The 14,405-nt window shown below is 43.8% G+C and carries 12 protein-coding genes; 9 read left to right on the top strand and 3 right to left on the bottom strand.

The genetic code is table 11. From position 1 onward, the window contains the following. The first annotated feature begins 1 nt into the window (after position 1). From GCHA_RS04790 to GCHA_RS04775, 4 genes are all read left to right on the top strand, one after another. Positions 2–235: a hypothetical protein gene (locus GCHA_RS04790; protein WP_013754935.1), complete on the top strand. Its 234-nt coding sequence runs from the start codon at positions 2–4 to the stop codon at positions 233–235. Between the two features lie 83 nt (positions 236–318). After that, positions 319–1,800 (top strand): sensor histidine kinase, encoded by a 1,482-nt coding sequence (locus tag GCHA_RS04785; RefSeq protein ID WP_007985654.1) that lies wholly within the window; start codon positions 319–321, stop codon positions 1,798–1,800. A gap of 1 nt (position 1,801) precedes the next feature. Then, entirely contained in the window at positions 1,802–2,260 is a 459-nt protein-coding gene (locus tag GCHA_RS04780) for a response regulator (RefSeq protein WP_007985653.1), read from the top strand. Positions 2,261–2,273: 13 nt separating this feature from the next. Continuing rightward, positions 2,274–4,256, top strand: a complete 1,983-nt coding sequence (locus tag GCHA_RS04775; RefSeq protein WP_007985652.1) for an ATP-binding response regulator — start codon at positions 2,274–2,276, stop codon at positions 4,254–4,256. Between the two features lie 687 nt (positions 4,257–4,943). Here the strand turns inward: GCHA_RS04775 and GCHA_RS04770 are convergent. Together GCHA_RS04770 and GCHA_RS04765 are read right to left on the bottom strand one after the other, a co-directional pair. Next, positions 4,944–7,379, bottom strand: coding sequence for an efflux RND transporter permease subunit (locus tag GCHA_RS04770; protein ID WP_007985650.1), 2,436 nt, complete (start codon positions 7,377–7,379; stop codon positions 4,944–4,946). A 7-nt stretch (positions 7,380–7,386) separates the two neighbouring features. Further along, on the bottom strand, positions 7,387–8,337 hold the full coding sequence (locus GCHA_RS04765) for an MlaA family lipoprotein (RefSeq protein WP_007985649.1): 951 nt from the start codon (positions 8,335–8,337) through the stop codon (positions 7,387–7,389). A 394-nt stretch (positions 8,338–8,731) separates the two neighbouring features. Between GCHA_RS04765 and GCHA_RS04760 the strand changes: the two genes are divergently transcribed. After that, on the top strand, positions 8,732–9,304 hold the full coding sequence (locus GCHA_RS04760) for a lipid-binding SYLF domain-containing protein (RefSeq protein ID WP_007985647.1): 573 nt from the start codon (positions 8,732–8,734) through the stop codon (positions 9,302–9,304). 110 nt (positions 9,305–9,414) lie between these two features. Here GCHA_RS04760 and GCHA_RS04755 read toward each other — a convergent pair whose 3' ends face one another. After that, positions 9,415–9,945 carry a MarR family winged helix-turn-helix transcriptional regulator gene (locus GCHA_RS04755; protein ID WP_008305374.1) on the bottom strand — a complete coding sequence of 177 codons (531 nt, stop codon included), beginning with the start codon at positions 9,943–9,945 and terminating at the stop codon, positions 9,415–9,417. Between the two features lie 308 nt (positions 9,946–10,253). Here GCHA_RS04755 and GCHA_RS22995 point away from each other — a divergent pair, with 308 nt between their 5' ends. Genes GCHA_RS22995 through GCHA_RS04740 form a run of 4 tightly spaced genes read left to right on the top strand, consistent with a single transcriptional unit; the run spans position 10,254 to position 14,293 of the window. Beyond that, positions 10,254–10,427, top strand: a complete 174-nt coding sequence (locus GCHA_RS22995; RefSeq protein WP_007985643.1) for a hypothetical protein — start codon at positions 10,254–10,256, stop codon at positions 10,425–10,427. Between the two features lie 10 nt (positions 10,428–10,437). Beyond that, positions 10,438–11,931 carry a sodium/proline symporter PutP gene (gene putP, locus GCHA_RS04750; protein ID WP_007985641.1) on the top strand — a complete coding sequence of 498 codons (1,494 nt, stop codon included), beginning with the start codon at positions 10,438–10,440 and terminating at the stop codon, positions 11,929–11,931. 11 nt (positions 11,932–11,942) lie between these two features. Next, positions 11,943–13,049 (top strand): glutamate 5-kinase, encoded by a 1,107-nt coding sequence (proB, locus tag GCHA_RS04745; protein ID WP_007985639.1) that lies wholly within the window; start codon positions 11,943–11,945, stop codon positions 13,047–13,049. Between the two features lie 2 nt (positions 13,050–13,051). Next, positions 13,052–14,293: a glutamate-5-semialdehyde dehydrogenase gene (locus GCHA_RS04740; protein ID WP_007985632.1), complete on the top strand. Its 1,242-nt coding sequence runs from the start codon at positions 13,052–13,054 to the stop codon at positions 14,291–14,293. The last annotated feature ends 112 nt before the right edge of the window (positions 14,294–14,405 follow it).

The following is a 14,405-nucleotide window of genomic DNA, read 5'->3' as shown; positions in this document are numbered from 1 at the left end:
CATGCAACCAACACAAGAGACGCCGCCCGTTACCACAAATACCTTGATACATGACGTGCGCAACCCGCTGAATCGTATCTCAATGCAGGCTGAGATGGTGAAACTTGTGTTGGAGAATGACATGCCTAAGGAAAAGGCGATAGCCGCTTTAGACAAAATCCTTATTGCCTGCCAAGACAGTAGTGCAGCATTGCAAAAGTTGTCTGAGCATTCGCGTACAAACAACGACGGATAAGTGCTTACTGTTGGCTAAATGATTGTAAGTCAAATTAGTGCAAGGCAAATTACCCATTCAAAAATGATGTTTAAGGGATAAAAATGCAAGTAAAACGCTTGTTTGGCAACACAACGGCAACATGGATCATCATCTCGATAATCGTTGTGGGTATCATAGGCATTAATCTGTCTATCGCTTTGAATACGGTGAATCAGCTTTCCTCGGTGCAGAACAGCCTAGATAAAACAAGCAATATAATTGTCCGTCTTGAAAGCCTTCACTTGTCTGTGGTGGTTGCTGAATCAGGCCAACGTGGCTACCTGCTAACGGAGTACGAGGAGTACTTGAATCCCTATCATGCAGAACTACAAAACCTCGACGAAAAAATCGCTTTGGTGAAAGACATCGATTCTGATGTTGCAGGACAAACGGAGCGTATTGCAGAGATGTTAGTGCTGGTGGATGCGAAGATAAACGAGCTTACCAGTACGGTTGACTTAGCCCTTGATGAGCGAGAAAAGACGGCATTACGTCAAATTATGACCAACCGTGGGCGCGATCTTTATCGTGAAATTCGTAAATCAATGCAGCACTTAATCGATAACGAATACCGCCATCGTCAAGAACTCTACGCCCAACTGAAGCAGATCCAAAAAGATGCCAAAGTCAATTTCGGCATTTCAGCGATCACCAGTGGTTTACTGGTGATAGGTATGTTTTTAATGGCGCGTATCAACTTGACCATTAGCAACCGCTATCAGGACGATTTAGAAGAACAGAACGAATTGTTGCAAGAGAAAGTGACCTTGCGTACCCAAGAATTAACCGTCTATTCTGAAGAGCTTTCCCGCAGTAACCGTGAGCTAGAAGATTTCGCTTTTGTTGCTTCGCATGACCTTCAAGAACCCCTGCGTAAGATCCAAGCATTCAGCGACAGACTCACCACTATATATAAAGACAAGCTAGATGAGCGTGGCGTCGACTATATCAAACGTATGACTTCAGCTGCATTTCGCATGTCGACCTTAATCAATGATTTACTTGAATTTTCTAGGATTACTACTCGAGGAAAAGACTTTGTTGAGGTAGAGTTAGACAGCGTTTTAGACGAAGTGTTAGGTGATTTAGAAATTGCCATCAGCGAAAGTGGGGCACAAATTGATATTGAACCTTTACCGAAAGTCTGCGCTGATCCTAGTCAAATGTATCAGCTGTTTTTAAATGTGTTGTCTAATGGTTTAAAGTTTCGCAAGGCGGATGTACCACCCAAGATTACTATTACGGTGGAAGATAAAACACTGCACGATGAGCTTCAGCACATTGATGTGCCCAGTTGCATCATTACCATAAAAGACAACGGCATTGGTTTCGAGCAAACTTATGCTGATAAGATATTTTCGCCGTTTCAGCGCTTGCACGGACGAACGGCGTACAAGGGCACAGGCATAGGTTTAGCCGTGTGCCGCCGAATTGTTGAGCGACACGGAGGAACTATTTCCGCTCTAAGTGCCCCAAATGAGGGTGCTCAGTTTACCGTTAGCTTGCCAATTGATGCTGTCGTCAACAAATACATGGGAGAGTAAAATGCCGTATTCAAAAGCAAAACCAATCGTAATCTTAATGGCTGACGATGATGAAGATGATCGCCTGTTAGCTCAAGATGCATTGCGTGAGAGTCGTGTATTAAATGAGCTACACTGCGTTGAGGACGGCGTAGAGCTGTTAGAATACCTACGTAAAGACGGTAAATACAGTGAGCCTGATGCGGCCCCGCGACCAGGGTTGATTTTGCTGGATTTAAACATGCCGCGTATGGACGGACGTGAAGCGCTCGAGCAAATTAAGCTCGACCCAGAGTTGCGTAGTATTCCCATCGTCATTTTAACCACGTCAGCGCAAGAAGAAGACATGGTAAAAGGCTACGATTTAGGAGCGGCCTCGTATATTACCAAACCGGTTACCTTTGAAGGGCTTGTCGCTTTGATGAGCGCCTTGGGTAAGTACTGGGTTGAGTTTGTAGAGCTACCTACTAGCAACAACTAAGGCAACGCAGCCCATGTCCCCATTAGTTTCACGCTTATTGCTAGTCGAAGACGATGAAGATGATTACATTCTTGCTCGTGATTATATTGAGCAATTCAGCACTTTGGCGTTTGAAATTGATTGGGTGACAAACCAACAAGATGCGTTAGCTAAGATGGCCGAAAACCGTCACGACATTTGCTTGTTAGATTACCAACTGGGGGCTGAGAACGGTTTAACTGTGTTGAAACTCGGCATAGAAGCAGGGTTTACCTCACCGATTATTATGCTGACCGGCCAAGCGGATGAAGAAGTAGACATGGCTGCTTTGGACGCAGGAGCGGTTGATTACATAATAAAAAGTGAGCTCAGCAGCAGTCGTTTTGCCCGAGCCATACGCTATGCGCTGGCGCGACGTGAAATTGAAAAAGAACGGGTCGACCGGCTTAAAGCCGAGGCTGAAAACCGTTCTAAAGATAGATTTTTAGCCCACCTTAGTCACGAATTACGCACTCCGCTAACGTCGATTCTTGGTTATACCGAACTACTGATGGACTCAAAAGTAGGCCAGTCAGCCCAGTCTGAATTATCCATTGTATTAAATAACAGCAAGCATTTATTGAGCTTGCTGAATAACATGTTGGATTTATCCAAAATTGCTGCGGATAAGCTTGAGTTGAACCTCAGTGAGGTCAACCTCGACGCCATGATAGCTGACGTGTACGCGCTGATGACGATCCCCGCTACGGATAAAGGGCTAACACTTACAGTGAGTTCAGCCACGCCATTGCCGCTAAAAATCACCACTGATGCGACACGCTTTCGTCAGGTGCTTATCAACCTCATTAGTAACGCTATCAAGTTTACTGAAAAAGGCAGTGTAAATGTTAGTTTGTGGAGCGAAAAACGCAACGAAACGGATTACTTGTACTTCACCGTTGCTGATACCGGCATTGGTATTCCCAAAAATCAGATTGGTTGTATTTTTAAGCCGTTTGAACAAGTCGCGGATGTAGTCTCAAGGAATCAAGGTGGTAGCGGCTTAGGGTTAGCGATTTGCAACGAGCTAGTGTCAAAAATGGGCGGTGAAGTAAGCTTAACCTCTGAATTTGGCAAGGGCAGCTGTTTTACTGCATATATTGAAACAGGCGATGTTAGCCAAGTGCCTTATGAAGTGTTGAAATTCGATAGCAAACCGTTAATGGCCAAAGAAGTAAATAACCAAAGTTACCAGGGCAAAGTGCTTGTGGTTGACGATGTGAATGATATCAGGATGCTAGTGGGCCACATGCTTTCAGGAATGGGCTTGCATGTGGAGTACGGCAAAAATGGCTTGGAGGCAATTGATAAGATTAACGACGCTCGCAATGAAAGCGCACCCTATGATTTGGTTTTAATTGATATTCATATGCCCGTTATGGATGGCTCAGAAGCCATTAAACACGTTAGGAGTAATGGTATTGATACTCCGATAGTGGCCATGACAGCCGCCACAATGAAAGGCGTGCGTGATCAGTTAATTTATCAAGGCTTCACTAATGTGATTGAAAAGCCGATAAACCCTGAGTCGTTAATGGTCGTACTAGGAACTTACCTACAGCCCGGTACAGCAGAAAAACGGCTATCACCAGATGATAATCAAATTGAGCTAAGCAGCACGACTGAACCCAGTGAACAGCATATCTTGTTGGTAGAAGATGACGCCGATGCTGCGGATATCACAGCCTTGTTACTCGAAAACTTAGGTGTAGATGTACATATTGCTCATTCAGGAAAAGAGTGTTTAGCCGTGTTTAGTCAGCGCAATGATTGGAGTAAAGTGCTGATGGATTTAAACTTACCGGATGCTAATGGCCTAAAGCTAGCGAAAGAGTTACGTAAGAACGCACCACAGCTTGAGATGGTGCTGTTAAGCGGCGAAGAGCCCGATAGCGCCGAAATGGCCGACGCTGATATTTCAAAATTTATCTTAAAACCCATCAACAAACAGGTCTTAACTGATTTAGTTAAAGGCTAAAACAGCGCGTACTAACGCTGTCTTCCCAGTGGTAAATCGTTCATTCCCAGGGAACTAAGTTCCTTGCACGGCCTGTGTTTGTAGGGCTTCTTTCGTGTTTATAACAATTCCAATAAAGAATTACCCACTGAGCAAAAATTTAAACGGACTGGGTATTACATGCCCTGCGGGCTTTGTGCTGCGCTCTCGGTATTTGAAAGGGAATAACCAATACTTTATAGCGACGCCTTAATCAAAAACCGCTGGACGCATTCTGAGACGGTCACTTATTAATGCGGATTGGTATTACTGCTCACCCGCCCCTTAGCTGGACGCATTCCCTGTCGTCACTTACTAATGCGGGTGCATACTTCGGTGTTAAATTGAATCCGTTGGGGCCACAGATAGTAGCAGTATCAAGTGTGGTTTAACGCACGGCCCCAACGAAAGGGGTAGAGAATTAGCGTACTTACTTCGACCTAGTTAGTAGGGCGATTGCCATGAGGCTAATTCAGCAATTTTTTTCACACTGCTTGTCAGCAGCTTGTATATATAATGCTTAAAGCAATTTCTATGCAAATGTTTAACTATATGATTTTTATGGTTAATATCTTTTGCTGTTGTTTTTTTGTGCACAAGCTTGTGAAAGATTGCGACACTTTTGATCGTACTTAGCTATGCACACTGTTTCGTGTGCATTCTTTTATCTTATGACGCCGGTGACGTGCTTTTACGCTTCACAAACTTCTTCAACAACACGGGCAGCAAAGTCGTGTCGGTTATAAACGCCAGTAGCATTGCTAAACTGGTGAGTAAGCCAAACAGAATGCTGGGTACGAAGTCGGAAAAGCTCAACAATGAAAAACCAATGGCGATAATTGTTGTGGTGTAAATCAGTGCATAACCTACCGATTTAAAGGTTTTATCAATGGCCGCTTGATTGTCTGCATCGTTGTGCGAATTACGCCCGTTCAACTCTTCTAAGTAGCGATGAACGAAGTGTATGGTGTCATCGACCGCGATACCCATTGCAATAGCGGAAATGGTGATGGTCATTAAGTCCAGCGGAATGCTCAACCAGCCCATCACACCTAAGATCACCAGCGTGGTCAGTATGTTCGGTAAGACGGCAATCAAGGCCACTTTTATCGAGCGGAATATCACCAACAAAACAACAAAAAGAGCACAAAAGACTAAGCCTAGCGTCATTATCTGTGAGGCGAATAAGCGTTGTAAAATATCTTGATAAAGAACAAAGAGATTAGTCAGGCTGTAGCTGTCAGGTGAAATATCAAGCATGTCTAAATCGCTACGAAAGGTCTCTAAAAATTCTGCTCGATTAAAGTTTTCCGTACTGTCTTGAATACGAGTGCTAATGCGCAACTGATTATTTTCTGGGTTAAAGTAAGCACCAAGCAGCTGATCCGTTAAAGACTCATCAAGCAATTTATAAATAACAGTCAATTCGTATTCTGTAAGCGGTTTGCCTTGATTAATTTTTTTGGCTAACTCGGTGAAATTGACCACAGAGGTAATATTACCTGTTGCGTCATACTGGCGCATAACATGTTGAATTTTTTGCAGTGTTTGAATGGTTTTAGCGCCCATGACTAAGTCATCACGACGCTCGTCCTCAGGGATCGTATAAATTAAATCTAACGGAGTAGAGCCACCAAATTCCTGATCGATAAACTCTAATTCCGTACGTACCTGAGTAGACTCTTTAAAGTAGTTTAGAAAACTGTTTTCTACATCCAGTTTCAAGATCCCAAATATCGCTCCGCCACCAACAACCAATGTGGTCAGTACAATAAAGGTAGGAAACTTAAGAGTAAATCCGCTTATCGCCGACACAATATATTGACTAAAGCGACTCTCGTGACTATCGCCTTTACGCTTAAATGAGGCAAGCACAGCGGGAAATAACAGCAAACTGACACAGATAGAGACACCCATGGCAACTATCATCATCCAGCCAAAACTCACTACTGGTTGAATGCCACTAAATATGAGAGAGGCAAAACCCACACTGGTAGTAATACCTGCATATAAGCAAGGTTTGAACTTGTTGATAAACGTTTGGCGCAGTAATGCTTGCTGGCTCGCCTCGTCATCGGCTTCTTCCCTTTGCCTAAACTCTACAATAAGGTGCACCACCACCGCTAAGGTCAGTATGAGTTGCAGGGCGATAAAGTTTGATGAAATGACCGTCGCTCTCAAATCCAGTAAGCCAAACAAACCTACGGTTAATATAACGCTCAAGCCACAGCATAAAAGAGGCAGAATCACCCAGCGAATCTTTCTGAATAATAAGAACAGGATCACACAAATCGCTAAGCCAATGGCGCTACCAAAAATGGTTAAGTCGCTTTGAATAATGTCGATCATCTGTTGGCCGAGCACATACGCGCCACCCAAATATAAATCTGAATCGTCTTTATAGGGCTTGATGATCTGGTAAATTTGCTTAATTTCTTGCTGACGGGTTTCTTTCAGCTTTTCTTCTATGGGCTGCGCTTTGGTCTTTAAGGCCTCTATTTTCTGTTCGTCTTGCTCACTCAGTTCGCCATCTTCATTATCAAGGATCTTTTTTTGAATCGCGATTATTTGGCTTTGGATATCAAGCAGTTCTTTATTGGGTTTAAAGACAATCTGCATCGCCGTGGCGGTTTGGTCTTGATTGACTAATAAATCAGTGAACAGAGGATGGTCTGTAAAAACCTCACGCATTTTTTCAGCAGAATAGCGATTTGCCTGCCATGTCAGTTGGTCTGGCTCAAGGTTAGGGTCTAATTCATCCGTCAGCGTCAACAGGGGAACATTTAGTATATTGGTCACTTCGCCTACTCTGGGAAGCGCTGTTAGCTCACTTGAAATCTGCTGAATATCATTGAAGGTTCGTTGACTGAATAGCGCATGGTTTTTCGGCTTGTACGCTACCAAAATAAATTCTTGCGGGGAGAACCGTTCATTCACTACTTGGGTTTCAACGAATAACTTATTGTTTTTAATAAGTAAGGTGTCTGCCGATGCATCAATTTTAAATTGCTGTGCAGACCAAGCCGCCAAACCACCTAAAATGGCAAAAGCCAATAATATTAGCTTTGCATGTCGAATTATAAAGTCAGCTAAAAATCTACTCATTCAGTGTTTACTCCTGTGACGATGCGGGGGCATCGTCTGCTAACTCTGACGGTGTGCTAGTAGCATTGTTGTCATTCGTGCTTGGCTCAACATTTTGCGGCTCTTGGTTTTCTGCTGGGTATTGCTGGTCACGCAGCATACTTTGCATGTACAAATTTCGGAAAAACACATAAGGATCATCTGTTTCTTTACGTAGTTCTTCATAGGTCGGGGCTTCGGGCGCAAAGGCATGAAAACCACCATATGATTGAATATATAAAGTCTCTGGACTTTCGGCAGCATATTGAATGGGATGAAATACGGATTCTGTGATGGTGGAAAAGCCATTGCGCAGATCCGATTGTCCCAATATTGGGAGCACGAGATAACTGCCATAACCCACATCATATTTCACTAAGGTGTCGTTGATTGTGGACACGTTCTCGTCTATCTCAAACCAAGCCGTTGCTGGGTCGAAAAAGCCTAGTAGCCCGACGGTAGAGTTGATAAGGAAGCGACCAATGCTTTTTCCGCTGTCACTTACTTCCCCTTGAAACAACTGATTAAGGGCGTTAAGGGGCTCGCGAATATTGCCAAAGAAATGACCAACACTGGTTCGTACAGGATCGGGAACCACATTCGTGTAGCCTTTTGCAGCTGGAATTAATACGTACTCAAACAATTTGTCGTTAAAGGCGAAAATAGGGCGATTGATGAACTCTAAAGGATCGTCGAATGCGATATTCTCACTGTTACTGACTCCCTGTGCATTGTTCTGTGCTGGATAACTGACCACGGTAGGCTCAATGGTTTGCTCTCCATGTGAACTATTGACGACCAGTTCGCTGCCAGCTTTATTAGAAATCTCGGCCTGTTCGGGCGCTTGTTGCGGCGAGTGTGTACTACATGCGCTCAGGAATAATGACGCGCTGAGTAAACTCCCTGAAATGAACTTTTTCAAAAGGTGATGAGTTAGCAAACTGTTATTCCTCTTTATATAACTGCGAGAGCGTCACGTAATACCAGCGCTTCAAGCAAAATTGTCGTAAAGACCGTTATTGTTATTGAATAATTTTGTCTTTACGCAATAGGATATGTGCAAATATACAAAATCCGTTCCATTCATAACTAACTGTTTTATATGCTTAAATTTTAATTTTCTCAGTCTGACAGGGTTTACGTGGGAAAAATATACCTAGTCGTTGCGACAAAGTTACCGATTTAGCTGACTTTCTTCTCAAGCAAGGGGAACCTATTGTTAAATAGCCAGAGTAAGCGTAATTTTTCTTATATTTATCAGTTGTTTGCTGTTTGTGGTTTGGTACTTGCTATGTGTTGCCACGAAATGTGAAATAGCTTCCTAAGGATGACTCATGCAGTACAAATCAGTGTTATTTGGTCTTTTTGCCACGCTTTCTCTTATATCGTTAGGGGGGTGTTCTACCACTACCGATGCAACTGTCACTCAAAAGCGTCAGGCAGTACAAACAATGAACGACAAAGTACTCACAGAATTATTTGCCTTGAAACCCAGTGTGCGATCGCAAATCAATAGTGCGCCTGGGTATGCCGTGTTTGATAATGCCAACGTTAATCTTATTCTGGCGAGTTTTGGCGGTGGATATGGTGTTGTAACCGACAACCAAACAGGCCAACAAACCTATATGAAGATGGCTGAGGTAGGCCTAGGGCTCGGAGCAGGAATTAAAGACTTTCGGGTTGTGTTCGTGTTTCACAACGAAGCCGTAATGTCGCGATTTGTTGAGAAAGGCTGGGCGTTTGGTGCTCAAGCTGATGCTGCGGCTAAAGCGGGTGACAAAGGCGCTGCGAAAGGAGGCGAGGTGACCGTCGATAACATCACCATTTATCAATTGACTGAAAGTGGCTTGGCGCTACAAGCGACAGTAAAAGGTACCAAGTATTGGAAAGACGACGAGCTTAATTAAGCTCGTTCGGCTATTGTCCACACATGCTATTATCGGCGTTTGGTTAATATCCACGCCTGTTGGTTCTAACCAGCCTAGCTAATAACGGGTGCTGATTCAGTGAGGCTCAGTTACGGTTTTGCTGTATCTGCGCTACTTGAAGGCTTTGCGGTGGTTTCACCGGCTGCATTTAAGGTGTGAATTTGGCCGACTTGCAATAAAGGCGCGGCATCTAGCGCTTCGGCGTCCATCATTTTTGCGATGCGTTGCATGGTGGAAACAAGCTGGGTTTGTTCCCATTCGTCTAATGACTCAAAGCGGTTAATAAAATGTTCTTGCAGCAAGGTGGGTGCATTATTAAAAGCACTAGCGCCAGATTCTGTTAAACGAACGCCGACTTTGCGTTTATCTATTTGTGAGCGCTCTCTGACCACGTAACCACGGGCCTCCAAGCGATCAAGAATGCTGGTTACAGTCGCCGAGCTTAAGTTGATATGGCTGGCAATGTCTTTCACCATAACATCATCGTTATTGTAAATTTCTTGCATTACGATCAACTGAGGACTAGTCAAACCAGACTCTTTACTGAGTTTTTTTGAATAGAGGTCTATGGCCCGTATTACGCGTCTTAGTGACACTAGTAACTCATCGTATTTTTTCATTGCTGCTACCTGCTCTGACGTTAATCGCGAACCCTAGCAAATTTTAGCTTGAATGCAACCTAAAGCACTTTTTCTCGCATTAAAAAGTGTAAATGGCAAATAACGCTCTAGCGTTGAAGTCATCTGTGCTGGCGGCGATCTAACTTACTCTATTTATACTGTTTTTTCAGACTCGGGCTAGCTTTTACCCCCTTTAGATCCAGATTTAGATTTGATCTTTGGACAGTAATTGAGCATAATACTTCGTGTACTAATTAATTGACCTGTAATTATCAGTGCACAACTTATCATTCATTTACGGAGATAAAATGAAAACGCTTAAAGCGATTGGCAATACGCTTACTAAACCTGCCACTTTACTGATTAGCACTATTTTTCATAAAACGAGTTTTTGGCTTTTGACCTGCATTTCTTTACTCGTCCTCGCTACTCACAACCAGTCTCGCGCTCGCACCAAAAGCCAAACCTCCGCTAGCCACTAATTAATACAATATGAGTTATATTTCTTTAGCAGTATATTTTATCGCTATGCTGGGGATAGGCGTGTTCGCTTATCGCCGTTCTACTAGCGATATGTCTGGATATATCTTGGGCGGCCGTCAAGTTAGCCCCCAGGTTACCGCGCTTTCTGCTGGTGCTTCTGATATGAGCGGCTGGATGCTCATGGGGTTACCAGGTGCTATGTTCGTTGGTGGCTTTGATAGCATGTTTATTGCTATCGGTCTGCTTATCGGGGCGTTGGCTAATTATATTTTGGTAGCGCCTAAGCTGCGGGTGTACACAGAAGTGGCGAACGACGCTTTAACCATTCCTGAATTCTTTGCGAAACGCTTTAACAATAAAGCCAGCAGTATTCGCATTATTTCAGCTGGTATTATTGTGATGTTCTTCACGCTATACACATCAGCTGGATTAGTCGCGGGTGGCAAGCTTTTTGAATCGGCTTTCGGATTAGATTATCAGCTTGGCCTTTTCATCACGCTAGGTGTGGTGGTGTCTTATACCTTGTTAGGTGGCTTTTTGGCTGTGTCTCTGACGGATTTTGTCCAAGGTTGCATTATGTTTATTGCTCTGGCGTTAGTGCCCATTGTGGCATACCAGCAATTTACAGATAGCAGTGAAATGCTTGGGTTTGCCTATCAATCTATTCCGTCATTCTCGCAGACAATGAGCGATATCACCTGGTTAGGGTTGTTATCTAGCTTGGCGTGGGGATTAGGCTACTTCGGACAACCGCATATTATTGTGCGTTTTATGGCTATCCGCTCGGTGCCGGCTGTTAAAACGGCTCGAAACATAGGTATGAGCTGGATGACAGTGACCATTATAGGCGCTCTATCAACAGGTCTAGTGGGTGTGGCTTATGCGAATAAATTTAATTTAGCGGTTGATGATCCAGAAACCATCTTCATTATATTTTCTGAGCTGCTATTTAATCCGATAATCAGTGGCTTCTTATTAGCCGCTATTTTAGCCGCCATTATGAGCACCATTTCGTCTCAATTGTTGGTGTCAGCCAGCTCGCTCACGGAAGATATTTACCGCTTGAAAGCTGGAAATGAAGTGAGTGACGAGCAAACCGTAAAAATGGGGCGGTACGGGGTTGCAGGTGTAGCAATCGTCGCGTTGTTATTATCACTGGATAGTAACAATAGTATTTTATCATTGGTCAGTAATGCGTGGGCTGGATTTGGCGCCGCATTTGGACCATTAGTGTTGTTTTGCTTATACAAAGCAAATTTAACTCACAAAGCAGCAGTAGCAGGGATTATTTCTGGTGCCGTAACCGTTTTGGTTTGGATTTATGCACCGCTACTACCCGATGGACAAGCACTCTCTAGTGTGATGTATGAAATTGTTCCGGGCTTTATTGTTAGTGCGGGTGTTATCTGGCTTGTTAGTAAATTTGGTGAAGAACCAAGTCAAGCCACAGCCGCCATGTTCGATGAAACCAATCAGGTTTTAGCTAAACAACATTCAAATTAAGGAAACATTCAATGGATCTTTCACAATGGAAACGCGTTGTAATTAAAGTAGGCAGCGCGCTAATCGCACCTAACCGTAAAGGGTGCAGTAGTCATTACTTACTTAGCATAGCGCAGTTTATTGTGCGCTTAAGAGCCAACGGTGTTCAGGTTGTTCTTGTCTCCTCAGGCTCTGTTGCAGCAGGCTCACATTTATTCCCAGAAACCGACAAGGTTGATATCGCCTTGAAAAAAGCGATGGCCGCTGCAGGACAAACTGAAATGATGGCCACTTGGGACAGACTTTTTGACTTCCCTACGGCACAGATTTTACTTACTCACGGTGATTTACGTGACCGCGAGCGTTATGTGAGTATTCGCGAAACGACATTCTCGTTGTTAAATAACGGTGTGTTACCGATTATCAATGAAAATGACACAGTCACCACAGATGATTTAAAAGTGGGTGATAACGATAATCTATCCGCTATGGTGGCCGCTTCTGCAGACGCAGATGCGTTGATTATTTGCTCTGACGTTGACGGTTTATACGACAAAAACCCGAATACCCATGATGATGCGGTATTGCTTCCCGAGGTGACAACAATTGATAGTCGTATTTTTGCCATGGGCGGCGGTGCAACGAGTGCGGTAGGCACAGGGGGCATGAAAACCAAAATTGAGGCGGCTGAAAAAGCCACTTCTCATGGTATTGATACGTTCATTGTTAATGGTTTTAAAGCTACGACCTTTAATACCTTGCTTGAAGGTAAAAACCCCGGCACGCACTTTAGACCGTATGCCAAACCAATGCAGGAAGACGTGCATTGGATGACTCACACCGCATCAGAGCAAGGCGAAGTTGTAGTGGATAACGATTTTGATACCACATTTGCGGCAGAGGGTGAACAGCTCACCAGTGACGAAATTGTCGAAGTAAACGGTAATTTCTCTGTGGGTGACACCATTTTATTGAGAAAAGATGATGGAACGCGCATAGCGAAAGCACGTTCAAACTACAGCAGTTGTTTGCTGAGTTTCATTGCGGACCAAGATGATCGGGAATTCGCCGATGAATTCCAAAATAAAACAGGTCCTATCATCTCGAAGAAAAATATCGCTGTATTGGAGAAACAATAAGCATGATTAAAGAATTAGCGCAAAACGCAGCAAAAGCTGCAAAAGTACTTGCAGTATTAGACGAAAAAACCAAAAACCAAGTTTTACAAGACATGGCAGATGCACTGCGAACCAACGCAGAAGTCATTTATGCAGCCAACAAAATGGATCTTGCTCAAGCCGAGAAAGACGGTTTAGGTGCAGCTATGATCGACCGTTTAACGTTAAATGAAGAACGTGTTGAAAGCATGGCGGCCGGTATTGAAACCATAGTGTCTTTACCCGACCCAGCAGGTCTTGAGCGTGTTGTGGGTGAGCGCCCCAATGGCTTGAAGATCAGCAAAATGCGCATTCCATTAGGTGTGGTGTGTATGATTTATGAAGCTCGTCCAAATGTAACTGCAGATGCAGGTGCCTTGTGTTTCAAATCTGGTAACGGGGTTATTTTACGTGGTGGTAAAGAAGCTTTAGGAAGCAGTAAAGCAATTGCCGCTGTTTTACAAGACGTCTTGCAAAAGCACAATTTACCCGTTGAATTAATCACAGTGGTACCGGATCCCGACCGCGAGTTGATGATGGAGCTGATGCAACAAGACGAGTATATCGACGTGATTATTCCGCGCGGTGGTGAAGGATTAATTCGTCACGTAACTGACAACAGTAAAATACCTGTTATTCAGCACTTCAAAGGGGTGTGTCATCTTTACATAGACAAAGACGCAGATTTACAGACTGCTATAGATTTGTTGGTCAACGGTAAGACCCATCGTACTGGCGTGTGTAATGCACTAGAAGGTTTGATTGTACATAAAGATATTGCGGACTCATTTTTACCACTTGCAGCCGCAGCATTACAAAGCAAACAAGTTAAGATTAATGCCAGTGCCAAAGCTGCTGGTTACTTTGAAAACCCAACAGTCATAGAAGATGATGCGTTCGGTGAAGAATACTTAGATCTTGAAATTGCAGTGGGTATTGTTGATGACCTTGACGCCGCCTTTGAGCATATATCGCGCTTTGGTAGCCATCACACAGAAGTTATCTGTACTAAGAATGAGTTAACCGCCAAGCGTTTTCAGCGCACAGTAGATGCGTCTGTGGTCATGGTGAATGCGTCATCGCGTTTTTCAGATGGTAGTGAATTAGGCTTAGGTGCTGAAATCGGCATCGCGACGACTAAACTACATGCTTACGGCCCTATGGGTCTTGAATCTCTAACCGCTGAAAAATACCTAGTCAGTGGCACGGGGCAAGTACGGGCATAGCTCCTTCTATCGACATAGCTAACCCGGCCGAGGTTGGCTAGCTTCCTGCATCATCGAGGCTATCTATAGTCATTACAACCGGTGAGCATGCTTAGCAAATCAGAGATTATTA

Source organism: Paraglaciecola chathamensis S18K6 (genome assembly GCA_000314955.1).
Classification (GTDB): Bacteria; Pseudomonadota; Gammaproteobacteria; order Enterobacterales; family Alteromonadaceae; genus Paraglaciecola; species Paraglaciecola chathamensis.
The sequence above is the reverse complement of the archived record's forward strand: the minus strand, read 5'-3'. Positions and strand labels throughout refer to the sequence as shown.